Annotated in this window: 22 protein-coding genes; 5 read left to right on the top strand and 17 right to left on the bottom strand. The window is 36.1% G+C overall.

What is annotated here, in order from left to right; genetic code table 11:
- The first annotated feature begins 194 nt into the window (after window positions 1-194).
- On the top strand, window positions 195-1,649 hold the full coding sequence (gene hpaB / locus BK574_RS01820; RefSeq protein WP_078427245.1) for a 4-hydroxyphenylacetate 3-monooxygenase, oxygenase component: 1,455 nt from the start codon (window positions 195-197) through the stop codon (window positions 1,647-1,649).
- Window positions 1,650-1,757: 108 nt separating this feature from the next.
- Here hpaB and BK574_RS01815 read toward each other — a convergent pair whose 3' ends face one another.
- Window positions 1,758-2,189: a VOC family protein gene (locus BK574_RS01815; RefSeq protein WP_078427244.1), complete on the bottom strand. Its 432-nt coding sequence runs from the start codon at window positions 2,187-2,189 to the stop codon at window positions 1,758-1,760.
- Window positions 2,190-2,607: 418 nt separating this feature from the next.
- Here BK574_RS01815 and BK574_RS01810 point away from each other — a divergent pair, with 418 nt between their 5' ends.
- A complete protein-coding gene (locus BK574_RS01810) occupies window positions 2,608-3,306 on the top strand; it encodes a DUF1287 domain-containing protein (RefSeq protein WP_238457914.1) in 699 nt (232 codons plus the stop codon).
- Window positions 3,307-3,416: 110 nt separating this feature from the next.
- On the opposite strand, the gene BK574_RS01805 is transcribed toward BK574_RS01810, so the two are convergent.
- From BK574_RS01805 to BK574_RS01790, 5 genes are read right to left on the bottom strand one after another with little or no spacing between them, the layout of a single operon-like run.
- Window positions 3,417-4,493 (bottom strand): GerAB/ArcD/ProY family transporter, encoded by a 1,077-nt coding sequence (locus BK574_RS01805; protein WP_158211491.1) that lies wholly within the window; start codon window positions 4,491-4,493, stop codon window positions 3,417-3,419.
- Window positions 4,494-4,517: 24 nt separating this feature from the next.
- Window positions 4,518-4,733 (bottom strand): hypothetical protein, encoded by a 216-nt coding sequence (locus BK574_RS01800; protein ID WP_078427242.1) that lies wholly within the window; start codon window positions 4,731-4,733, stop codon window positions 4,518-4,520.
- The gene (locus BK574_RS01795; RefSeq protein ID WP_158211490.1) at window positions 4,723-5,493 is read right to left on the bottom strand and encodes a Ger(x)C family spore germination protein; all 771 of its coding nucleotides are present in this window, start codon (window positions 5,491-5,493) and stop codon (window positions 4,723-4,725) included. Before BK574_RS01795 ends, BK574_RS01800 begins: the two co-directional genes overlap by 11 nt.
- 5 nt (window positions 5,494-5,498) lie before the next feature.
- The gene (locus BK574_RS27270; RefSeq protein WP_158211489.1) at window positions 5,499-5,657 is read right to left on the bottom strand and encodes a hypothetical protein; all 159 of its coding nucleotides are present in this window, start codon (window positions 5,655-5,657) and stop codon (window positions 5,499-5,501) included.
- Window positions 5,654-6,007 (bottom strand): hypothetical protein, encoded by a 354-nt coding sequence (locus BK574_RS01790; protein ID WP_078427240.1) that lies wholly within the window; start codon window positions 6,005-6,007, stop codon window positions 5,654-5,656. Before BK574_RS01790 ends, BK574_RS27270 begins: the two co-directional genes overlap by 4 nt.
- A 642-nt stretch (window positions 6,008-6,649) precedes the next feature.
- Between BK574_RS01790 and modA the strand changes: the two genes are divergently transcribed.
- Genes modA through BK574_RS01775 form a run of 3 tightly spaced genes read left to right on the top strand, consistent with a single transcriptional unit; the run spans window position 6,650 to window position 9,192 of the window.
- Window positions 6,650-7,438, top strand: a complete 789-nt coding sequence (gene modA, locus BK574_RS01785) for a molybdate ABC transporter substrate-binding protein (RefSeq protein ID WP_078427239.1) — start codon at window positions 6,650-6,652, stop codon at window positions 7,436-7,438.
- Window positions 7,439-7,451: 13 nt separating this feature from the next.
- Window positions 7,452-8,123 (top strand): molybdate ABC transporter permease subunit, encoded by a 672-nt coding sequence (gene modB / locus BK574_RS01780; protein WP_078427238.1) that lies wholly within the window; start codon window positions 7,452-7,454, stop codon window positions 8,121-8,123.
- 7 nt (window positions 8,124-8,130) lie between these two features.
- A complete protein-coding gene (locus BK574_RS01775) occupies window positions 8,131-9,192 on the top strand; it encodes a sulfate/molybdate ABC transporter ATP-binding protein (protein WP_078427237.1) in 1,062 nt (353 codons plus the stop codon).
- A 183-nt stretch (window positions 9,193-9,375) separates the two neighbouring features.
- On the opposite strand, the gene BK574_RS01770 is transcribed toward BK574_RS01775, so the two are convergent.
- The 11 genes from BK574_RS01770 to BK574_RS01720 form a co-directional block, all read right to left on the bottom strand.
- The gene (locus tag BK574_RS01770; RefSeq protein WP_274379453.1) at window positions 9,376-9,600 is read right to left on the bottom strand and encodes a hypothetical protein; all 225 of its coding nucleotides are present in this window, start codon (window positions 9,598-9,600) and stop codon (window positions 9,376-9,378) included.
- A 138-nt stretch (window positions 9,601-9,738) separates the two neighbouring features.
- Window positions 9,739-10,875 (bottom strand): EAL and HDOD domain-containing protein, encoded by a 1,137-nt coding sequence (locus BK574_RS01765; RefSeq protein ID WP_078427235.1) that lies wholly within the window; start codon window positions 10,873-10,875, stop codon window positions 9,739-9,741.
- 521 nt (window positions 10,876-11,396) lie between these two features.
- Complete coding sequence (locus BK574_RS01760) at window positions 11,397-13,073, bottom strand: glycerol-3-phosphate dehydrogenase/oxidase (RefSeq protein ID WP_078427234.1); 1,677 nt, start codon at window positions 13,071-13,073, stop codon at window positions 11,397-11,399.
- Between the two features lie 128 nt (window positions 13,074-13,201).
- Window positions 13,202-14,695, bottom strand: a complete 1,494-nt coding sequence (gene glpK / locus BK574_RS01755) for a glycerol kinase GlpK (protein ID WP_078427233.1) — start codon at window positions 14,693-14,695, stop codon at window positions 13,202-13,204.
- Between the two features lie 324 nt (window positions 14,696-15,019).
- Complete coding sequence (gene htpG / locus BK574_RS01750; protein WP_078427232.1) at window positions 15,020-16,897, bottom strand: molecular chaperone HtpG; 1,878 nt, start codon at window positions 16,895-16,897, stop codon at window positions 15,020-15,022.
- Window positions 16,898-17,107: 210 nt separating this feature from the next.
- On the bottom strand, window positions 17,108-18,583 hold the full coding sequence (locus BK574_RS01745) for a xylulokinase (protein ID WP_078427231.1): 1,476 nt from the start codon (window positions 18,581-18,583) through the stop codon (window positions 17,108-17,110).
- A gap of 14 nt (window positions 18,584-18,597) precedes the next feature.
- Window positions 18,598-19,371, bottom strand: a complete 774-nt coding sequence (trpA, locus tag BK574_RS01740) for a tryptophan synthase subunit alpha (protein WP_218970525.1) — start codon at window positions 19,369-19,371, stop codon at window positions 18,598-18,600.
- Window positions 19,371-20,336 carry an ABC transporter permease gene (locus BK574_RS01735; protein WP_078430749.1) on the bottom strand — a complete coding sequence of 322 codons (966 nt, stop codon included), beginning with the start codon at window positions 20,334-20,336 and terminating at the stop codon, window positions 19,371-19,373. Before BK574_RS01735 ends, trpA begins: the two co-directional genes overlap by 1 nt.
- Window positions 20,337-20,343: 7 nt before the next feature.
- Window positions 20,344-21,855 carry a sugar ABC transporter ATP-binding protein gene (locus BK574_RS01730; RefSeq protein WP_078427229.1) on the bottom strand — a complete coding sequence of 504 codons (1,512 nt, stop codon included), beginning with the start codon at window positions 21,853-21,855 and terminating at the stop codon, window positions 20,344-20,346.
- Between the two features lie 20 nt (window positions 21,856-21,875).
- Window positions 21,876-22,802 (bottom strand): sugar ABC transporter substrate-binding protein, encoded by a 927-nt coding sequence (locus BK574_RS01725; RefSeq protein ID WP_078427228.1) that lies wholly within the window; start codon window positions 22,800-22,802, stop codon window positions 21,876-21,878.
- Between the two features lie 16 nt (window positions 22,803-22,818).
- Entirely contained in the window at window positions 22,819-23,775 is a 957-nt protein-coding gene (locus BK574_RS01720) for a sugar-binding transcriptional regulator (protein WP_078427227.1), read from the bottom strand.
- Window positions 23,776-23,859 lie beyond the last annotated feature (84 nt).

The raw sequence follows: 23,859 nt of genomic DNA, 5'->3' as shown, positions 1-23,859 counted from the left end.
ACACTTCCTTTCTACTAAATTAATTATGAAAAATTCAATATACAAGACAAGTGAATATTAACACCCGCCCACCCTATATGTCGCTAAATTGAAATTGTATCATTTTTTACCACATGATGAGCATATTAAGTTACTATGATAAATATGGTAATAGGAGGTTACATGACTGTATATTTTGTGAGGTGAAATAGCCGTTGGGAGCAATATACGGAAAGGATTATAGAGATAGGATCGATTCGTTAAATCCTCAGGTTTGGATCCAAGGTGAGCGTGTTAGAGGAAAAATATCCGAACATCCCGCCTTCAAGGGTATTATCAACAGTCAAGCTTCTTTATATGATTTACAACACCAAAGTTCCTACAAAAATATTATGACCTTTACTTCACCCATTTCAGGAAGTCCAATAGGTACTTCATTTCTAATGCCACATAACAAGAAGGATTTACGCAAAAGGCGCTTAATGTATCAAAATTGGGCTAAAATGAACGCGGGTATGATGGGCAGAAGTCCAGATTACATGAATACAGTATTAGTTGCATTTGTAGCTTCAAAACACTTGCTAGAAGGGAAAACAAACTGTTTTCCTGAGAACTTAGAATCGCTATATAAACTTGCTAGCGAGAATGACTATTCATTTACTCATACATTTATAAATCCGCAAGTAAACCGAGCCACCCTTCATTTTCTAGAGGAATACGATCAGCCGATTGCTGCAAAGGTCGTAGGTCGTACGAGTGAGGGCTTAATCATAAAAGGAGCCAAACTCCTCGCTACACAAGGAGGAATTACCGATGAAATTATTGTGTATTCAACTGGAAACCCGCTAGATAAATCATACGCCTATGCTTTTTCGATTCCGAGTAATACAGAGGGACTAAAATTTATTTGTAGAGAATCGTTCTGTTCAAATGACTTTAGATTTGATTATCCTCTAAGTTCCCGATTTGAAGAAAACGATTCCATTGTTGTATTCGATCATGTATTAGTGCCGTGGAATCGCGTGTTTTATTATGACAATATCGAAATCGCTAAAGCCTTTACAACAAAAGGAGCCTTTACGGCATTAACATTACATCAAGTCGTGTCGCGTCAAGTAGTGAAGTTAGAGTTTATATTAGGTGTAGCACAACTGATTGTAGACACGATCAACACTTCTGAATATCAGCACGTTCAGGAAAAAATAGCTGAAATTATCCTGGCGCTTGAAACAATGAAAGCTTTTTTAATTACTTCAGAAACAGAGGCAAAAGAAAGTACCAATGGTATCCTACTACCTGCAGTAAATCCGTTATATTCAGCCATTACCACATTTCAACGACTTTACCCAAGAATGGCTGAAATCATTCAACACCTCGGAGCTAGTGGTATGATTTCCATTCCAACAGAAAAAGATTTTGATTCGAATATTAAAGAAGACTTAAACCTGTACCTACAAGCCACAACGAAAAATGGTAAAGATCGTGTTCAACTGTTTCGGCTCGCTTGGGATTTATGTATGAGTCCATTCGGAACTAGACAGACCTTATACGAAAAGTTCTTTTTTGGTGATCCCGTAAGATTAGCTAGTAGTTTGTACATTAATTACAATAGGAAGGACATCGTTGAACGAGTAGAACAATTTTTAAGTGATAGTCATACAAAGAATTAGAAAACTCTTATGAAAAAACACGAGCAATAACGCTCGTGTTGATTATTTATAGGGATAACCCTGTTTCGTCCAATTGTTTTAATCCTTCAAACATATTAGTATTCTAACTTATTGACTTTCTTCAACATAGGTAGAAACCTGCCAAGTAATACCGAATTTATCGGTAACCGATCCATAAGCTGGACTCCAGAATGTTTCTTGAAGCGGCATTCCAACTTGACCACCATCTTCTAGTTTACTGAATAGTTCTTTGGATTTCTCAACACTGCTCGTAGTTATCGAGACCTGAACTTGTGATCCACTCTGTAATGGTTGTCCTGGAAATGTATCAGATATCATCAGGTCCGTGTTACCTATTTTTAAATGGGCATGCATTACACGTTCCTTCGCCTCTTCTGGGATGCTGTATTCTGGATTTTCAGGCATGTCTCCAAAAGTTTGAAGAAAATTAACTTTGGCATCCAAAGTTTGTTCATAAAATTTAACCGCTTCTTGTCCAGTTCCATCAAAAATCATATACGGATTTATTCCTAAAATCATGTAATGCACCTCTTTTATTGGATTATAAGAGACCTGAAAAACCAGATCATACGTTCTTATACTATGTATTATCTAACAAATTATTTTACTTGTCAACTCTTTCCAAATCTCACTACCATATTTCATATTAAGGAACGTTTTATGCCTTCTCTCCTAATGCATAAAAAAATTCAGACACATTGATCTTTCAGTGTTAATCGCAATGAAACTACAAATTGATACCCAACCAAACTTCTTACTAAACGGATACGATCCAAACGGCGTTAAACTTACTCTCCTCTTACTCTCATTCAAAAGAAATAGGTAAGTTTTCACAAAAAAAATCTATATTTAACTCAATGTCTGTAATATAATAATTTCATCTACTATATGATTACTTATCATTCTGAAACTCTACGGCTCAATGGGGTGTTCACAATTGAAAATCTTAAAAAAGCTTCTCCTCTCCACTTCTATTATCTCCATTGTAATACTATCGTTTGTTTACTTTTTTAAAGGTGGAATTATACTCGATTCACTCGGTATCCATTTAGAACGTTTATTTGTACAAACGGTTAACGTACCTGAAGAGTATTCAACTGTCGATCGTAATGGGAATGATATTCCTGACCCGATGGATATCGTTTTCGCAGCACGAAAAGAAGTCGAACAACGAACTCATTATAAAAGTGCATACTATGCGGGTGGGTATCCCCCAAATGATGAGGGTGTTTGTACAGATGTGATTTGGCGTGGGTTATTAGGTGCGAATATTATTTTAAAAGACCTTATTGATCAAGACATCATCGATTACATTGACTTATATCCTCGCGTTGACGGTAGCCCTGACCCGAATATTGATTTTCGTCGCGTTCCTAATCAATATATGTTTTTCGAGCGTCACGCGGAGTCTTTAACGACGAAGCTAATACCTGGGGATATTGAAAACTTAAAAGAATGGCAACCAGGTGATATCGTTGTCTTTTTAGATGGTTTTCATCATGTCGGGATCGTTTCCGATAAACGTGCGAAAGACGGAACCCCTTACCTAATTCATAATAATCGTCCATTTGCAGCAGAAGTGAAACTAACCTCTTTTTCTACTCCAATTGCTGGACATTACAGGTGGGTATATTAATAGTGTTACCCCACCTGTAAACATCCCTTCATATGTATCGACTTTTTTTTATTAAGTAGAAATACACCTCTATTATTAACCAAATATTCCACTATTAAGAAAAGTTTGTCCTACATACTTTTAGAAGTAATATTTTGTTTACTATTTTTCAGATAAAAATATAGAAATATCGGTACGACAAACGTTGTCATTATAATAAATACAGGCTTTACTCTGTCAAAATGGATGAGTTGGGTTGCATGTTCAAAAAACCACACACTACATACAAAACTAAATACTCCCATCGGCGGAACTAATAACTTACCAGAAATTTTGTTAGAAAGGTTTTGTATTCCTTTACAAATAACAAATAACGTAAAGGAGATTTTTACAAAGATAGTAGGTAACCATAGTGCTGCGATAATAATATCCATTCGATCTAAAAAATCTGTGACTCGGATTTGTCTTACAAGTATGTAGGCTGGATCAAAAAAGACCGTGGCTAAACTGGCTCCAAACACAAGTAATATATGAACTAACATAATTCCAATTAAGAAAGTTCCAACTACTAATCCATACATTCCATAACGAAACCGAAAAGAATGGGCTGTACAAATTAACGGTAGTATCACTAATTCACCGAGTGTTCCCAATGCATAAATACTGCCTTGAAAAATACTATATCCGTCCTCTAACACAGGTTGCATATTATTAAAATCTATTTGATCAAGTAAGAAGAGTGGAAGTAATAGAAGAATAACTGTAAATGGTATAAAAAATAATTGTGCCAACCTGGCTAGAACTTCTATACCTTCCCTTGCCATCAATACAGCCAGTAAAAGAGTAAACATTCCAATAATGTTTAAAGGAGTTGTCGGTAAAAAGATGACGGTAATTAAGTCAATGAGAAACCGAATATCATGAGCAATTACTAAAATAAAAAAGTATAGATAGATAAGAATAATAATTCGCCCTATTATCGGCGAATACATTTTTAATATTTCTAACAGATTATCATTCGGAAAACGGGCCAAAATGCGTGTGAATAACCATACGGAGAGAATCATTACGAAAAAGGCAACAATTAGACTTATCCAAGAATCTTGCTTAGCTGTTTCGAACATTAAAATAGGAGATTGTTTAATTCCAACCGTTAATATGTATAAGGCGCCTATAAATACCGTTTGAATTCCAGATATTCTCTCCATAGTATTCATCCTTCTACAACAAATTTAAAAAATGCGGATACTTTCCAGTAAATTCCCTAATCTCGGAATATCAATAACGATAGAAATATATATCCAAATTAATGTACTAAACGATAAAATAATAAAAAATAACCAACGTGTAAAATTAGTGGTTTGAACTAATGCACGTCTCTCGAATGCAAGGATAATAAGATTTACAGTTAACGCTTGAATGACAGATGTGATCACTTTATGAATCATACTCCTTAATTTCTAATGGCTTTGAAAGAACACCTTCATGCTCAATATGTACTCGTGCATCTACTTTAATTTCAATTTTCGGATAAACATTCTCCCATTGGCCTTTTAACTTCATCCACTCATTGACTTTATTTCGACGAAGAAGTTGTCCAAAACCAATCGGATCCGAGCCAAGAGATTGAAGATGGTGGATTGTCTGTTTTATGTCTGTTTTAAGCTTTTCTTCTAAATGTTGCTCTACCTTTTTTTTATTTTCATAATTTCTCATGCTATAAGTAGACATATTTTCAACAAGAGCACCTTTTGCTCGGATATTAATTTCAATAGTTACTTCTTCCTCGTTAATAGACGGGCTAAGGTTGGTTTCATATTCTTGGAGTTGTATCATCAATTTTCCTGTATGATCTGGAGCATCGATCTTAAAGGTCGGCAAGTTGGCTTGGTTCATTGTTATTAAAACGTACTTAGCTTTTTCAGGTTCCAAGAGCTCAACGAGTTTGTCTTTTTTTAAGATGGCGAGACCATTTATTTGGATATTTGTTTGTACTTCTCCTTTATCCCCCGGTTCTGTTTCAACTAATTTTACGACAGGAGCATAAGCATCTAATCCCTCTTCAATGAGATGGTACATAAATGTTTTTAAAAAAACCGGTTTTGTTGTCGCTCCAATAGTCAACTCCCGAAGCATCTCAGACGGATACTGCTCGATAGGAGCATCTGCATTAAGCACATCTCTACCAAAGCCTTCCGCAATTCCCACCACTATTAGTAAAATAACGGAATAAAAAGCAATTGCATCGATATATGTGCAGTCCTATGACTAAACATTGCATACTCGATTCCTTTACGCCAATATAAATAACCAAACACAAGTCCAAACACGCCATCTAACAAAAATGAACGAACCATTAATACTAGACTCAAACCCCAGCCAATAAACCATTTAGAGAAAAGGAAAGTGGATTTTCTGCAATTAATGGGACGTAATTCTGAAAGTAAAAGAAGTCAGAAGCGATGATTGTAAAGCTACCAAGCACTCCTAACATTATAGAATTTGTCAGCCATTTACTTGAAACTTGTACTTTTTTCTCTTTAACTACTAATGTATCTAAAATCGGCATTGTTAAGTTCACTTTTCTTGCGAGAATAACTCCTAGTAGGCCCGCAACAAAAGTTATAGCCCCTAACTGAATTGCCGCTATTGCGATAAGATCTGCTAACGGAACCGGAAGATCATTTGGATCAAAAACTTCGGGTGATAAATAGATGCTCATACTTTCCAGTTGATAAGGTACGATAAAGTGAAACTTCCATCAGTGAGGGGTTTTCCTCTTCCCCCACTGATGGTTAGTTGAGGCCCACACGATGTGGGTCACACAGACGTGGCCACAGGACGTGGCGCATTTAGTCTGTGTTCATTTAGTTGTTAAGGCAGTTTATCCCCCACTTATCCTCCTTTGATTCCTCGAAGTCTTGAAGTGGGGGTATTACTGCCAGTTGTTGTATTAGAGCCGCAAACCACTCTTGCGTATGTTCTTGATTTTTTGCGTTAATAAATATAAAGCTTTCATCCGTTTCTATATAAAGAAATGGTGGGCTGTTTAAGTGTACGAATAAATGACCTCGCCCTAATTCTTCTAGTAAAAACTGCCCTTTTTTTCGATTTATAGAGGATGCTCCACCCGCTTTCCTATTTATTTTTAGAATCGTTGGAAGAAGGTCAACCTTTTGTATATTATTTATTGACCATTCATTCTATAGAAGAAGTCTTAGCACATCTTAAATAAATTCAGTCACCAGATTTTAAAGTTTGATTCTATTTTCTGTGATATATTTCATTGCGAAACAGCAGAGTAATGATATACTCATATATAGTAATAAGAACTGTTTTATCATAGCAAGAAAGGGTTAACGACATGAAGACATTTACATTTAAGGTCCTAGCGATCATTACACTATTTTTATTGATAATATTTATAAATTCAGCCTGCAGCACTGAGTATAACGAGATTGCAGACAAACTCGAACTAAAAGTGGCAGCAGCTTCAGACTTAACATTGGCTTTTACTGAAGTAGGTTCTCTTTTTGAAGAAGAAACAGGAGCAACGATTACATTTTCCTTCGGTTCTACGGGTCAATTAGCCGATCAAATTGCAAATGGTGCACCATTTAATGTGTTTGCCGCTGCTAATATTAAGTTTGTTGATCAGTTAAACGAAAAAGATTTAATATTTCCTGATACACAAACGACCTATGCATTCGGACGAATTGGAATAGCAACACTTCCCGATCAACCGATTGTGATCGAGAAGCTAGAAGATCTTTTACAACCTGAAGTCGTTAAAGTAGCCATTGCTAACCCTGACCATGCACCATACGGACTAGCAGCTAAGCAAGCGCTTGAAACCGTGGGAATTTGGGAAGAGCTACAAGGAAAACTCGTGTATGGACGTAATATCTCAGATACACTAGCATTTATTGAGACAGGAAATGTCGAAGCGGGAATTATTGCATTATCGCTCTATCAAGAGGATATCGTTAATTTCCACATGATCGAGGAAAACTTACATACTCCTCTTGAACAGTCGATTGCTGTTATAAACGAGACGAATCAAGAAGAGCTTTCAAGAAAGTTTATAGATTTTATTATGGGGCCAGTTGGAAAGCCAATTATGGAAAGTTACGGTTTTGTTGTGCCTGAGTAAGGAGAAGTAACTTATGGCAGATGTTAATTTATTTCCACTATTTCTTTCATTAAGAGTCGCTACCACAGCAACTCTATTAGCCCTTTTTATAGGTTTACCCATCGCATACTACTTAAGTAAGTCAAAAGGAAAATTGGCTGACCTAATAGATACACTGATCACTCTTCCTATCGTTTTGCCCCCAACGGTGCTTGGATATTACTTACTCGTTTTATTAGGGAGACAAAGTCCCATTGGTCAGTTTGTCGAACAACATTTTAATATCACCATCGTATTTACAACGACTGGTGCTGTCATCGCAGCTCTCGTCGTTTCCATTCCTTTTTTAATTAAATCGGCAAAAGCATCATTTGCAACGGTTGACCAAAACATTGTTAATGCTGCCAAGGTCCTTGGACGTACGGATTTCAATATTTTCTTTACCATTATTCTCCCACTCGCTTGGAGAGGTATTGTTTCGGGACTCACGCTCGCATTTGCCCGCGCACTTGGAGATTTTGGAGCAACCTTAATGGTGGCAGGAAGTATTCCGAACGAAACGATGACGATGCCGATTGCCATTTATGATGCACTTCTTGCAGGCAACCGTAATTTAGCGAACATCCTCGTATTTATTATGACAGCTACTTCAGTCACTGTTCTATATGTTATTAATCGATTAGAAAAAAGAGTAGTCAAGGGGTGAAAGAGAAATGTTAGATGTTTCACTGCAAAAACAACTCGATAATTTTACCCTTGATGTCTCCTTTTTGGTCGATAAGGGGATGACTGCCATACTCGGTCCATCGGGCTGCGGAAAGAGCTTAACGCTGCAATGTCTTGCAGGACTGCAAACCCCTGATAGCGGAAAAATTCGGTTACAAGATCGAATTCTGTTCGACTCTGCTCAAAAAAAATCGATTAAGACGAGAAATCGCAACATTGGCTATGTGTTTCAAAACTACGCCCTGTTCCCTCATCTGACCGTTAAAGAAAATATATCATTTGGTTTAAAAGGATCATTCGAAAAAGCTGAAGTCGAACAAAAAGTCGCAAATATGATTACAAAAATACAGTTGAGCGGATTTGAAAACCATTTTCCGAGCCAACTTTCAGGTGGTCAACAACAGCGGGTTGCTATAGGGAGAACGTTAATTACCAATCCAGATCTTTTGCTTCTTGACGAGCCGTTTTCTGCTTTAGATCATCACGTCAAACATTTACTCGAACAAGAGCTCTTGTCGATCATTCAAGAAAATTTTTCGGGTGTCGTTTTATTGGTGACGCACAATATGGAAGAAGCCTATCGTCTGGCTGATAGGATCCTTCTATTAAAAGAAGGAAAGGTTATTCAATCTGGCGAAAAGCAGGAATTATTTCAAAGACCTCAATCTGTTGCTGCAGCACGAATCATTGGATGCAAAAATATATTTTCACTTGACTCATCAGAACATAAAAACGAACTAATTGAGTGTAGAAGTCATGGATTAACACTGCATATAGAACATTCTTCTTATAACGAAGATGCAACCCATATCGGGATCCACGCGGAAAACATAGAAATTGTTAGTAATCATACTTTAAATAAAGCTGCTCCTAATACCTTTGACTATGAAGTTTTAGAAATGATCACTGGTATCACCCAAACACAAATTACGTTAAAAGTTAAAAGTTTAATCATTCAAGCAATCATTTCTAATAACAGACTTAATGAAGCTTTAGCATGCCGAAAAGTTATACTCCCCCCCAATCAACTATTTTTATTAACAAAATAAATTGTTGATTTTTGGTCTCATTTCTTTTCAGTTTCACTGAAAGGCGTGTGAAATATAGAGGTTTCACACGATGATCCCAACATCATCCGATTATCAACAGTGTGTTTTAACACAGCTATTTTTTAGCATTTAAATGAGGTACCTCAAGCATAAAAGTGGGTTTTAAGATAAAGGTAAAAAAACCTAATGTCGATACCCTGTTTTTTCATCACGCTTGACATAAAGCTTCAACTCATTAATTATCCTTTTTTGCGTAAAATCATCATTTTCTAACTGAATTCCTTTGATAGTATAAGTTGATAACGTCTTTTTCCAGCGAATCGCTCCTGTTACTTCAAATAGTGTAGAATTTAAATTAAATGATATATCTAATTTTGTATACATAGGGAGATCATTAGGCGTTTTTATTTTTAAACCATTGGGCTAACGTCCAAAATTTCTCCATCAAATATTTGATCTCTATTATTTTTTATAAAATAACAACAATATATGGGCTGGTCAAAATTATATCGAAATGGCTCATTTCTCTTATATCTTCTCATCTTACTATACCTTAGCAGGGTTCTTTAATACTTCTTGTGTCCATTTTAAAGCACTTATGTACGTTTGAGCCAGCTCACTTTGCTTTAGACCAATTCCCTCAGACCTCTTGTTAATTTCAGACCACTCACCTTTTTCAATTGCTATTACTAAATCAAGTACTTCTCGGTATGGAGTTTGAGAACCTAATATTGTATCCTTTATTTCTTGGTATAGAGGTAATTGTTCCATTACCTTTTCTAACGGTTGTTTTAATAGTGTATCAATTAATGAAAATATACCCGTTAAAAAGTATGATGAACTCTCCATTTTTTTACCTATATGTAATGCAATTAATTCACTTGCTTTTGCTCGGGTAAGACACATTTTTATCACTTCATTTGGAATGTCACTAGTTTTCTCCTTTGTATCTCGTATATATAAAAGATAGATCCATTTACTTAATTCGTTTAACCCTAATAAAACAATCGCTTGCTTAATGGATTTTATTTCGCTTAATCTACGATATAATGGTGAATTAATTAATTTGAGTACTTTGTAAGAAATCGATACATCTCGTTCAATTAAATAAGTAATTCTTTCAATGTCCGGATTAGCTTGAGATAATTCTCCCATGATCTCATAATAACTAGTGTGCTGAACTTTTAAGTCACTTGTCGAAAGAATTATAGGTTTACTAAAGTAGTATCCTTGAAAATATTTATAGCCGTCTTTCAAACATTTTTCATATTCTTCTCTAGTTTCTACTTTTTCAGCTAACAAATCTACGTTATACTTTTTAAGTAGATTGAGCAAATATAGTTGTTGATCACGTGTAGTTTTCTGAATATCAATTTTGACAATATTAACTAAACTCATAATAGTATGAAAATTAGAGTTACTTTCCACCATTTCAAAATCATCTAAAGCTAATTTATACCCTTTTAGCTTTAGTTTTCTGCATATATCTATAAGGTCATCTGTAAAAGTTACTGTTTCTAATATTTCAATGACTAAAGTTTTTGGCGGGAAGTAGCTCGGAATGTCATTTTCGAGTAGATTATAAGTAAAATTAATAAAGCAAGGTCTTCCTTCTGACAAGTCCTCCATACCAATTTGTATAAAACTATTGATTACCTCCAATGTGGCCTGATCATTATCCATTAATTAGAAGTTATTTTGAGTATTTCTACGATAAAGCAGTTCATAAGCAAAAATTTCTTTATTTTTATTTAATATAGGTTGCCGTGCGACGAATACTTCCATTCCTTCCACTCCTTGTTTTATGTCATTTGAATTATTTGCCCTTTTTACTTATTTGCACACCCTATCTAAACAAGTAAATATCTTCACCCGAAGATGAAGAACAAGCAAGCTAGTACAATATCACTATTACTTATCCATAGTTTTCACTAATTTGATAGTAATTATATACTAAACGACACTCAAATTTTGTCAAAATTTGTATCTCACATTAAGTTTTTTGCTATTATTATGGATTTTTGGAATTTATAGTATTAATATTTCTAACTTGTGATGTTTAAATAATTTTCATACCAAAATAAATAGCCCTTTTATCAGGGCCATACCATTAATTTGGTGTTATATTAATTCTATCAAACGTAGGACACATTTAGATCGTTACTTTTGTTCTATTACATACGAAAAGCCATTTACATTACGGTTTATATTGCTTTCTTTACTCCCTTCTTACCATCAACTGGATATTGCGCATGATAAATTTCTGACTCTAAATATGTTTCATATTTAACGACTTGCTCGTCGGTCCAATTTAATTCTTTTTTCATATAAGATACGATTTCGTTCTTCCACTGTTTGACCCAGTTGATATTAAAATATAGCGCTCCTGTTCTGCGATTGAAAAAGTCAATCGGAGTAGAAATCATTTCTTCTTCAATACCATACTTGATTTGTGCAAATATCGTGATCGGCAATTTATTTTTTAGTGCTTCCTCCTTATTCATTTTTATAATATCAAAAATAAGACTCACATTGGATCCATATAACCTCACTAATCGGCTTGCTTCCATTTCTGTTAGTCCGATCGCTCTACCTTCTTTCATCATTTTCTTAACAAATAGCTCAAACAGTTTAGATCCACCAACATCGCCACCTGAAAGTTTAATTGAAGCGGTCGTACAATGTTGATGATTTCCTAGCTCTTTTGCTACAATGTCGACAATTCGTTCAGCCATTTTTCGATATCCTGTTAACTTACCACCAGCAATGGAAATCAGGCCCGTTTCCGAGAAAAAGATTTCATCTTTACGAGAAATTTCAGAGGCGCGTTTACCTTCTTCATGAATTAATGGACGAAGTCCAGTCCAACTAGACTCAATATCATCTACTGTCAAATTCACAGATGGGAACATATAATTACATGCCGCCATTATATAATCACGATCAGCTACTGTCATTCGCGGATGAACAATATCTTCATTATAGTACGTATCGGTTGTTCCAATATATGTTTTTCCATTCCGAGGAATAGCAAATACCATACGTTTATCTTTCTCTGTATCAAAATAAACAGCTTGCTTTAACGGAAATCGACTCCCATCAACGACGAGGTGAACTCCTTTTGTTAAATGCAAGTACTTCCCTTTTTTCGAATGGTCTTTATCACGAAGTGTATCGACCCAAGGACCCGCAGCATTGATTATTTTCTTAGCAAATATTCTATACAACTTTTCGGTTATAAAATCTCGTACCTTTATCCCAGTAATTTTACCATTTTCATAGATAAATCCTTCAGCCTTAGCATAATTAACAGCTTTTGCGCCCCGATGAACCGCTTCTTTTACTACTTCAAGCGTTAAACGAGCATCGTCTGTTCGATACTCTACGTAAATGCCGCCACCTCTTAATTGATCACTACAGATGAGTGGTTCTATTTGCAATGTTTGATTTTTATTTAACATTTTTCGGCGTTCAGCTTTTTTGACACCTGCTAAATAATCATAAACTTTTAAGCCAATGGATGTTGTGGTTTTACCAAATGTACCTCCTTCAATGATTGGGAGTAACATCCATTCAGGTGTGGTTACGTGTGGGGCATTTTCATAAACAATCGCTCGCTCTTTTCCAACTTCTGCTACAAGCTTCACTTCCAATTGCTTTAAGTAACGTAATCCACCATGGACTAGTTTCGTTGACCGACTAGATGTTCCTGCAGCAAAATCTTGCATGTCAATTAATCCTGTATTTAATCCCCGCACTTGGGCATCTAGGGCAATGCCTGCTCCTGTAATTCCACCACCAATCACTAATACATCTAATGTTGTATTAGACATCTCCTCTAAATAAACGCTACGCTGTTTACTTGATAATGAACTTCTCATAACCAAACTCCCCTTTATATATCTATCTTATGAAGGGAAACAAAAAGAGACCACAACCTCTCAATTTTTACCCAAACACATAACCATTGAGTATTGTAGTCTCGACTATTTCCTATTCCTTTTTCTATTTATTTAAAAGCCATCGTAGCATAAACCGCTTTTTTCCAACCAGAATAAAGTTGATTTTGTTGTTCACTGTTCATTTTCACTGTGAAGGTCTGTTCAATGCTCCATTGTTTTGCAATATCCTCACGGCTGTTCCAAAACCCAACTGCGAGTCCTGCTAAGTAAGCTGCACCTAAAGCCGTTGTTTCTTGAATAACTGGTCGCTCCACTGGTACATCTAACATGTCGCTTTGAAATTGCATGAGAAAATTATTGGCTACCGCTCCACCGTCAACTCGTAATGTCTTTAACGAAATACCCGAATCTGCTTCCATTGCTGTTAAGACGTCTTTCGTTTGGTAGGCGAGCGACTCAAGGGTTGCTCGAATAAAATGCTCTTTTTCTGTACCGCGAGTGATCCCAAATACGGCTCCTCTCACATCACTATCCCAATATGGAGTTCCTAAACCGACAAATGCAGGAACCACATAAACACCGTCGGTTGATTCTACTTTCATTGCATAGTTTTCAGAATCACTTGCTTCCTTAAACATTCGTAAACCATCCCGAAGCCATTGGATGGCCGATCCTGCTACGAATATGCTCCCTTCTAATGCGTATTCGACCTTGCCATCAATTCCCCAAGCAAGGGTAGTTAGTAGTCCGTGTTGGGAATGGACCGCTTTTTCGCCAGTATTCATGAGCATAAAGCAACCTGTTCCGTACGTATTTTTGGCCATTCCTTCCTCAAAGCACGCTTGTCCGAACAAGGCCGCTTGTTGGTCTCCAGCTGCTCCTGCAATTGGCACTTTCTCGCCGAAAAAATGATAGTCAACAGTCTTACCATATTCTTCTGAAGATGGACGAACTTCTGGTAACATCGATTTTGGTACCGTTAGCATTTCAAGTAACGCGTCATCCCATTTTAATTCATGAATATTGTACATTAGTGTCCGCGATGCATTGGAATAATCAGTAACATGCGCTTTTCCACCAGAAAGCTTCCAGATAACCCACGTATCAATCGTACCAAACAAAAGATCACCTTTATCGGCTTTTTCACGCGCTCCCTCTACATAATCTAAAATCCATTTTACTTTGGTTCCAGAGAAATAGGCGTCGATTAACAAGCCAGTTTTTTCTCGAACCATTGTTTCATGCCCTTGTCTTTTCAGTTGTTCACAAATGTCAGCCGTTTGCCGGGATTGCCATACAATCGCATTGTACACAGGATTTCCTGTTTTTTTGTCCCAAACAACTGTCGTTTCCCGTTGATTGGTTATCCCAATCCCTGCGATTTCACTTGCTTGAATATTGGTTTTTAATAATACACCCGAGATCACTGCCAAAACAGACGCCCAAATTTCATTGGCATTATGCTCTACCCAACCTGGTTTAGGAAAAATTTGTGAAAATTCCTTTTGTTCTATCCCGACTATTTCCCCTTTTTTATTAAATACAATCGCTCTTGTACTTGTCGTTCCTTGATCTAAAGATAAAATATATTTCTTTTCCATCCCATTCTCCTCCACAACGATTTATTATTATATTTATTATAAATGATTAGCATTATGAACTAAGCTACAAATTTTTATATATAGAGTGAAACTTCCATCAGAGGGTTTTCCTCTTTCACCACTGATGGTTAGCTGAGGCCCAAACAATGTAAGTCACATTGCTAAAGGACATCGCGCGCTTAGTCTGTACTCATTTAGTTTAATCCCCACTTTTAATTCCTCGAAGTCTTAACTAGGGCTATTACTACCTGTTAATGTGTAATAAATAAAAAAAGTGTGAGGCACCTTTAGTAGACTAAAGATGTCTCACACCATATATACATATTATACCATTACTTTACAAATATCATTTGTAAATTCGACTGGGTCCTGAATTGGTAAGCCTTCAATAAGAAGTGCTTGATTATATAACAAGTTCGTATAAAGTGATAATTTTTCTTTATCTTGTTCAAAAGCATCCTTTAATGATTTAAATACTTCATGATTGATGTTGATTTCGAGTACTTTGTCAGCCTGAATATTTTGGTTGTTCGGCATCGCTTTAAGAATTTTTTCCATTTCAACTGAGACATCACCTTCTGTTGAAATACATACTGGATGCGATTTTAATCGTTTCGAAGCTTTTACGTTTTTCACTTTACCCGATAAAATGCTCTTCATATGTTCGAAAAGCTCTTTGCTATCATTTTCTTCTGAATCTGCTTGTTTATCATTTTCCTCTTCGATTCCTAAATCACCACTAGAAACGGATTTGAATTCTTTTTCTTTATATGACACTAACATTTTAATAGCGAATTCATCGATTTCATCTGTGAAATATAAAATTTCATAGCCTTTATCTAACACAATTTCTGTTTGTGGTAGTTTTTCAATGCGGTCATGCGAATCACCAGACGCATAGTAAATATATTTTTGATCTTCTGGCATACGCTCTACATATTCAGCTAAAGTGACGAGTTTTTTCTCTTTTGATGAGTAGAACATAATTAAATCTTGCAAGTCTTCTTTATGCTGTCCGAAATCACTATAGACCCCGTACTTTAATTGTCTACCAAACGTTTCAAAGAATTTCTCGTACTTTTCTCGCTCATCTTTTAGTAGGCTTTGAAGTTGACTCTTAATTTTGTTCTTAATGTTCTTTGCAATGAGTTTTAATTGACGGTCATGTTGAAGGATTTCCCTTGAGATATTAAGAGATAAATCTTCTGAATCAACCATCCCTTTCACAAAGCTAAAGTAATCAGGCAATAAGTCCGCACATTTATTCATAATTAATACTCCGCTTGAATAAAGCTCTAGTCCTTTTTCAAATTCTGGACTGTAAAAGTCAAACGGCATGTTTTCTGGGATGAAAAGAATCGCATTATATCGAATTGCACCATCAACACTAATGTGAATATGTTTTAAAGGCTTGTCAAATCCATAATGCTTTTCTTGATAAAAGTTTTCATAGTCTTCAACTGTTAATTCACTTTTATTTTTTCTCCAAATCGGGACCATACTATTGATTGTTTGCTCTTCTTGATGCTCTTCAAACTCATTTTCGCTATCCTCTTTCGGTCTTTGGGTTGTAACGTCCATTTTGATTGGGTAACGAATAAAGTCAGAGTACTTTTTAATAATTGCTTTTAGGCGGTATTCTTCTAAATACTCATCATATGTTTCATCTTCGGTGTTTTCTTTAATTTTTAAGATAATTTCTGTACCGACTGAATCCTTGTCCACTTCTTCAATCGTATAACCATCAGCACCTTCTGATTCCCACTTGAACGCGACATCGCTTCCTAGCGCTTTTGTCGTAACCGTGACATTATCGGCAACCATAAAGGCAGAATAAAACCCGACCCCAAATTGACCAATAATATCATGACCATCTTTAGATTCATTTTCATTCTTAAATGCTAGCGATCCACTTTTAGCAATCGTTCCTAAGTTGTTTTCTAACTCTTCTTTCGTCATTCCAATTCCCGTATCTGTGATTTTCAAGGTGCGTGTTTCTTTATCCGCCTCAATTTTTATGTAATAGTCATCTTTTTCAAAATTTAGGTTATCATCTGTTAAAGCTTTATAATAGATTTTGTCAATCGCATCACTCGAATTAGATATTAATTCTCTTAAGAAAATCTCTTTCTGAGAATAAATGGAGTTGATCATCATTTCTAATAATCTTTTCGATTCTGCTTGAAACTGTTTTTTCGTCATCACTAGTTCCCCTTTCAATATAAGATTTCTAATTTAAGTAGTGTAGGTTAAGAATGTATAACTGTCAAATAATCAGTATCTCACCATTGGCACTCTCCCTACTAGAGTGCCAACCAATAATTAAATATCATAAATTTTATAATGTGTCAATAATAGTACCTTGTACCTTTAGTTCGCTAAAGGTACAAGGTACCATTTTTACTTACACTATTAAGAGATTTGTTTTATTGCAGGATAAAGTTTCAAAAATTTATTATAGATCTCGTCATATACTTGAGTGTCTTCTAGAATAGGACAATATATTTCGTCTTTCTCGGAAAAGAGGACTTCATCTGCAAAATCCTCATAGCTTTCTACCCACTTTAAGTTCACAAAAGCAGAAGCGGCTGCACCGATTGCAGGTAAATACTCACTATTTCTAGGAATTCGTATTGTCGTTCCGAGAATACTAGCAAGTACCTGGCACCATGTGGCACTTTGCGTTCCGCCGCCGATAAGGGTAATTGCTTTTCTTTTATTTTGTATTAAAATTTCAAATGTTTGTCGGAATGAAAAGCATAAGCCCTCAATAAGAGCACGTGCCATGTGTTCACGATTCGTAGATGGCGTAATTCCGAAATAAACGCCCGTTGCATTGGAGTCATTAACTGGGAAACGCTCGCCATGAATATATGGTAAAAACAATAACCCCGCTGCTCCAACTGGTGCTGAGCTTGCGAGTGCTTCAAATGCCTGGTATCGGTTTTCTTCTTTTTCTGTAAGCGTTTGAACACCCCAAGTATGTACATTACCTACATTTAATAATGGTGCAATTGAAATATACCGATCTTTAGGAAGATGAGCTAAGTTAAAAATACCATAATCGAGTTCTTTAACCTGATTAGAAGGAACTGCAATCCATCCTGTAGTTCCTAAATAAATATAGCTATCCCCTTCTTGAATAGCACCAGCACCCATAGTTGAGGCTCCCGCATCCCCACAACCACAAAGAACAGGTATACCCTCTAGAAACCCTGTTTGCTTAGCCGCTTCGGAAGTCACTACCCCCACTTGTTCGTCAGGGAAAAGAATCGGTGGTAATTTTTCTATTGATAGATCATTAGTGACTAACCAGTCGCTTTGCCAATCTTTTGTTTTAAGATTCATCATTCCCGTCGTAGCACCAGTAACTGGATCGGTGGCAACTCTATTTGTCAACCGATAGATAATATAATCTTTGGCACTAAATAAAAACGAAAAACTTTTATTATACGTCTCTTCATCACGCTTTTTTAACCATAATAGTTTAGCGAAAGGAGAAGCTCCATCGATATGATTAGCAATTATTGCTTTACTGTTCGGAATTTGTTTATTAATAAAGTCCGCTTCAACGGTAGCTCTACTGTCCGAATATAAAATAGCATTTCGTATTCGGTCGTCGGCCGCAATAGGTATTATATCTTGCATTTGTCCACTAAACGTTATCATCGCAATGTCTGAAGGGGAAATCACATCTTCTTCCCACCATTTGTTTGTAATGGTTACAACTCCATCCCACCAATCCTTAGGGTTTTGTTCAATTTCCCCATTTGAACCATGGATTGTATTAAGATCATAACTCGCTTGTCCAATTAATGAGCCATCTTTCTTTAATAGAATTCCTTTTATAGACGTTGTACCAATATCGAAGGACGCAATGTAACTCATTCATGTACCTCCTTTCACTTTGTTGCTTGCTTTAATTGATGAATAAATTCAACAAGGGTTTCGATTGGTTCTTTTTCCATTGTTTTGACAATCTCACTACCAACAACAACACCATCAAAGCCACAAGCGATAATTTCCCGTACAAGATTTGCATTTTTAATACCAAAGCCAGCCATAAGTGTAGCGTTAGACAATTTTCTTATCTTTTTTTCAAATAAGGGTACAGAATCTAAATTCTTTAAATCGGTCCCTGTCTTTCCTGCGTGCATTTGACAATAGATAATAGAACAATCTTGACTAGCAAATAATATATCTTCTTCACTCATATGATTGTTGATCACAGGTATCATTTCGGTGTTACATCGTTTCAATTCTTTTCTAACCTTTGATAAATTCCCTTTTGAAATATCAGGAATAATAAAAGCGCTCGCTAAATTTTTTTGTGCAATCTCTATGTAAAGGTTGGAGTCAACGACTTCTGCACTATAACCCATAATCCAAATTGGAACAGTAATTTCGTGGCGTAACTTTGTTAAAAAGTCGAGAAATTGAGCACTTTTATTAAAATGCTTTCTCGTACGGTTGTGTGCTCTACGAATTACATCTCCCTCTAAAAATGGAACCTTACTTGGAATTCCAATCTCAACAACATCTAAGCCAGCAGCGACCGCTTTCTTTATGATATAGATGGAATCTATAACACTAGGATCAGCAGCTACAAAATAGCCTGTTAGAAATGCTTCGTGATCATTCTTTACTTTATCAATCAATTTTTTTTGACTCGCCATCATTTCGTATCACTTCCTATTTTTTGCGATATCAAAGCGATGATTATAATTGCCCCTGTAATTATGTTCTGAATAAATGAAGGAACTTCTAAAATGGTCAGACCATTAGCCATGATCCCAATGATAGCAGCTCCGAAAAGAGTACCTAATATATTTGGCACCCCATTTTTGACGATTGTCATCCCTAAAAATACCGCAGCATAAGCATTTAAAAAGAACCCATCTCCACCCGTCGGATGGGCAGAACCTAGTCGAGAAGCAAGTAATGCTCCTGTAAAAGCCGCAAGCATTCCACAAAGAGCGAACGCAATATTTTTATATCTAGCAATATTGATGCCAGATACTTCAGATGCTTTTTCATTACCACCGATCGCGTATAATCTTCTACCAAGAGATGTTTGCGACATAATGTACCAGAAGATAATCACAAGTACAAACATAATCACAGATAATGTAGGTAAAAAAGCTAGCTTTGATTGTCCTAAAAATTTAAAACCTTCTGGAATATTTTCAAAGACTGTTGCTCCACCTGTTAGCCAAAACGTAACACCACCGATGACCGTTCCCATGGCAAGTGTCGTTACAAATGAAAGAACCTTAAACTTAGTAACAATGGCACCATTAAAAAATCCAACAACAAACCCAACGATGATAGGCACTAGTAAGCAAAAAATAATGGGAGTCCCTGAAGCCGCTAACAACGCGGAAAGTACGCCTCCTAAACTGGCCATTGCACCAATGGATAGATCAAATTCTTTTACAGCCATCACAAGGGTTGCTCCTAACGCAATAATAACGAGGAAGGAAATTTGCCGTGTAATATTAATAAAATTATCAAAGGATGCAAATGAGGAAGGACTTAATATTGAAAAAATTATAATAATGCCTAAACCTGCTATGATCGTTCCGTATGAACTTATTAAACTCTTATAATTATTTGATTTTTTGTTGACTGGTGTATTCATGTCCAAGCTAAATGACCTCCTTTTTAAAGCGATAGCAAATATCAAGTACCTCATTCGGTTGTAAGTGGTGATTGACTAATTCTGCTACGGTCTCTCCTTCGTTCATAACAACGATTCGATCGCTAATTTCTAATACTTCTGGAAGGTCAGATGAAACAAAAATTATACCTTTTCCTTCATCAGCTTGATTTTGTAAAAAACGATGAATTTCTGCTCGCGTCATTACGTCTACCGCTTGTGTAGGTTCATCACATAAATAAATGGTCGGCTGACATAATAATGCTTTTGCAAATACTACTTTTTGTTGATTACCACCACTTAGTTCAGAAACGGTTTGTTCACTCCCCGTTGCCTTGACTTTGAAACGCTCCATTTCTTGCTCTACGAATTGAAATTCCTGTTTTCTTTGAATAACCCCACGTTTCGTAAGATCACTTAATATTGGTAGGGTCATATTTTCACGAATGGTATTTCCCATAATAAGGGCATCGTCGTGTCGGTTTTCAGGAATGAGTACAACTCCATTTTCAATCGACTTGTTCGGTGATATTTTTTCTATTACATTATTTTCGAATTGAATGCTTCCTGCTTCTATTTTTCTTAATCCATAGATTGCCTCAAGCAGTTCGGTACGTCCAGCTCCTGCTAATCCATAAATGCCAAGAATTTCACCTTTATGTAGTTGTAAGTCTACACTCTTTACAACTTGATCTTTTGTTTTCAATCCCTTAACAGACAGAAGGATTTGTTCGCTTCTTTTTTCATCACTACGTTCTTTTAAAGCCTTAATGGCTTTACCGCCTGTCATATATTCAATAATGGTTTCTTTTGAGAGCTCTTTTTTCGTTAAGGTTGTTGCAATTTTTCCACCGATTAATACTGTCACTTGATCTGATAATTGTATAACTTCCTCTAAACGATGCGACACATAAACAATTGCAACACCTTTTTCTTTTAATCGACGTATAAATGAAAATAATAATTCAGATTCTTTATCTGTAAGTGCCGCAGTCGGTTCATCAAGTATTAATAACTTTGATTCCATCATCATTGCACGTAATATTTCAAGAAGCGTCCGTTCTGATGGAGACATGTTTGAGACTAGTGTCGAGAGGGGGAGTTGTATTCCCCACTCTTCTTGTAATGCGTCTGCTTGCTGTTTCATTGCGTTCCAATCAATGCCTATCCCGAATTTCTTTTTTGGATAATCTTGGTTTAAAAATAAATTTTCTAATCCAGTAAAATAAGGTACGAGCTGACGGTCTTGGTGAATGACATTAATTCCAAGTTGTTGTGCAGCTTTTGGGGTTTGAACTTTTACTTTTTCATTCTCCCACTTGATCGTTCCATTCGTAGGTTGATAGACTCCTGTTACAATCTTAATGAGCGTCGACTTTCCAGCCCCATTTTCACCGACTAATGAGTGTACTTCACCAGCTTTAATCTTAAGTGTAATATCTTTTAACGCATGATTTCCTCCAAAGTGCTTGTTTAGTTGATCAATTTCGAGTAACTTCATGTTTTCCTCCTAACAAGATGTTAGTCTGCTTTAATCATTTCTGCAGGAGCATACATTTCTGTATCTTCAACCTCTTCACCATTAAATACATGATCCATTTGATCAATAACGATTTGAGCCATTCCTATAAAGTTTTGTTTCACTGTTGCTTTAATAGGAGAACCATTTTCAATCATTTCAACCGCTTGACTATTCCCATCAATTCCAGTCACAATAATATCTTCACGATTTACAGATTCTATTGCTTGCGCTGCACCAATTGCTGGCTCATCCCAAGCTGCCCATACTGCTGTAATAGAACCTTCTTCAGAATTGGCTAACAATAAATTTTCCATTTGTTGACGAGAGTTCTCAATCGGTCCTGGTACCTGAATTTCTTGTTCTGTAATAACATTAATATTTGGATAGTTTGCTAGAATTTCATCGAGTTCGATCGTTCTTTGTAATACACCTGGATGTGGACGGTGAGTAAATACAATTAAATTACCTTCTTCGCCCATTTGTTCAATAAGATGTTCCGTAATCATTTTTGACATTGCTCGATTATCACTTGTCGCATTTAACGTCATGCCTTCTATATAACTTGAATCACTACCAAATACATGAATACCACGTTCTGCAGCTTGCTGGATTTGAGTTGCAACTTGATTTGGATCAGTACTCACTAAAACAATCGCATCGACATTCGATGAAATGACATCTTCCATTCTTGAAGCAAGAGCACCTACATCACCATTTGTATCAACGACATTCGTTGACCAGCCTTTTTCTTTCGCATTTTTTTCTAGTTCATCGACCATTTGTTTGGTTGTTACTGAAGATAGATAAGGCGTTAGAATAGCGACTCGTTTATCATCCCCCTCTGTTGAACTACTTCCAGACTCAGAACAAGCAACTACTAACATCATGACTGAAACGATCATTAGCATCCCTAAAATCTTTTTCATCTTTTTTTATCCCCCATTATATATTTATATTTTCTTGTTCTAGCATTTTCTTTGCTGTATTTAAATCGGTCACTAAAACGTCGATCCACTTCCCACGAACCGCCGCTAAAATGGCATCCACTTTATGTTCTCCTCTTGCGGTACCAATAACATTTGGAATATGCTTTAATTCTTCACTTGAAATCCCAATCATTTGTTGAGCAAAAACCGTATCAATCTCTTCCCCATTAGCATTTATTAGAGAAGTACAAATACTAGCAACGGCACCCTTGTCCAAAATGCTTCTTAATTGATCAAGCCCCATATTCGTCGACTGAACAAAAGTAGCGCATTCAGAAATTTCTCCAATACCGATAAGTGCAACATCAATTTTTTGAAATAATTTCTTGATTTTTAAAATTTCAGGTTCTTGAATAAGGTGGTTTCGTATGTCATTGGAACTCACAATTGCTGGAGCATTTAAGAGCCAATGACTACCTTTCACATTTTTTGCAAACCTTGTAGTATTCGCATTTGCATGCCAGTCCGTACCTTCTGAACCCCATCCACCAATCATCGGTACAAATTGTAAGTTCTTTTTTGATATGTCTGTCATTTCTTGCGCTAGATTTGCAATCGATTTCCCAGCCATAACACCAATTATGTACTCATTTTTTATTATATTTTCTAAATAAGCGGCACCAGCTTGTGCGAGTAAAATTTCTGCAACAAGCTCATCAACACCATTCGTATCTACTAAAACCACATCAGTGAGTTGGAAATGTTTGACCAATTCCTTTTCCATTTCGGATACATGTCCAAATGGATGACGTATATTAATTTCAACGATACCTTCTGTCTTAGCTGCACTAATTAACCTGCTAACTTGTGTTCTCGAAATTCCATAGTGATCCGCAATTGCTTGTTGATTTAAGCCTTCTACAAAGTACAGCTGACAAACTTTTGCCATTAAACGAAACCGTTCTTGTAGCAAACAATATCCTCCTTTCTCGTAACAATTGTGCAATGGTGTAATTTTGTTCAACTGAGCGTTTTTAGAATAATCCACATTTTACAA

It is taken from the genome of Alkalihalobacterium alkalinitrilicum, from assembly GCF_002019605.1.
Classification (GTDB): domain Bacteria; phylum Bacillota; class Bacilli; order Bacillales; family Bacillaceae_F; genus Alkalihalobacterium; species Alkalihalobacterium alkalinitrilicum.
Note: the sequence above shows the minus strand (reverse complement) of the source record. Positions and strands in the feature narration are given on the sequence as shown.

What these genes read in the sequence shown, in the direction of transcription:
- glpK (WP_078427233.1), bottom strand. Translation starts at nt 14,695, where the DNA reads ATGGAAAAGAAATATATTTTATCTTTAGATCAAGGAACGACAAGTACA.
- BK574_RS01775 (WP_078427237.1), top strand. Translation starts at nt 8,131, where the DNA reads ATGTTAGATGTTTCACTGCAAAAACAACTCGATAATTTTACCCTTGAT.
- htpG (WP_078427232.1), bottom strand. Translation starts at nt 16,897, where the DNA reads ATGACGAAAAAACAGTTTCAAGCAGAATCGAAAAGATTATTAGAAATG.
- BK574_RS01805 (WP_158211491.1), bottom strand. Translation starts at nt 4,493, where the DNA reads ATGGAGAGAATATCTGGAATTCAAACGGTATTTATAGGCGCCTTATAC.
- BK574_RS01735 (WP_078430749.1), bottom strand. Translation starts at nt 20,336, where the DNA reads ATGAATACACCAGTCAACAAAAAATCAAATAATTATAAGAGTTTAATA.
- modA (WP_078427239.1), top strand. Translation starts at nt 6,650, where the DNA reads ATGAAGACATTTACATTTAAGGTCCTAGCGATCATTACACTATTTTTA.
- modB (WP_078427238.1), top strand. Translation starts at nt 7,452, where the DNA reads ATGGCAGATGTTAATTTATTTCCACTATTTCTTTCATTAAGAGTCGCT.
- BK574_RS01800 (WP_078427242.1), bottom strand. Translation starts at nt 4,733, where the DNA reads ATGATTCATAAAGTGATCACATCTGTCATTCAAGCGTTAACTGTAAAT.
- BK574_RS01730 (WP_078427229.1), bottom strand. Translation starts at nt 21,855, where the DNA reads ATGAAGTTACTCGAAATTGATCAACTAAACAAGCACTTTGGAGGAAAT.
- BK574_RS01765 (WP_078427235.1), bottom strand. Translation starts at nt 10,875, where the DNA reads ATGGATAATGATCAGGCCACATTGGAGGTAATCAATAGTTTTATACAA.
- BK574_RS01725 (WP_078427228.1), bottom strand. Translation starts at nt 22,802, where the DNA reads ATGAAAAAGATTTTAGGGATGCTAATGATCGTTTCAGTCATGATGTTA.
- BK574_RS01745 (WP_078427231.1), bottom strand. Translation starts at nt 18,583, where the DNA reads ATGAGTTACATTGCGTCCTTCGATATTGGTACAACGTCTATAAAAGGA.
- BK574_RS01760 (WP_078427234.1), bottom strand. Translation starts at nt 13,073, where the DNA reads ATGAGAAGTTCATTATCAAGTAAACAGCGTAGCGTTTATTTAGAGGAG.
- BK574_RS01790 (WP_078427240.1), bottom strand. Translation starts at nt 6,007, where the DNA reads ATGAGCATCTATTTATCACCCGAAGTTTTTGATCCAAATGATCTTCCG.
- BK574_RS01815 (WP_078427244.1), bottom strand. Translation starts at nt 2,189, where the DNA reads ATGATTTTAGGAATAAATCCGTATATGATTTTTGATGGAACTGGACAA.
- trpA (WP_218970525.1), bottom strand. Translation starts at nt 19,371, where the DNA reads ATGGCGAGTCAAAAAAAATTGATTGATAAAGTAAAGAATGATCACGAA.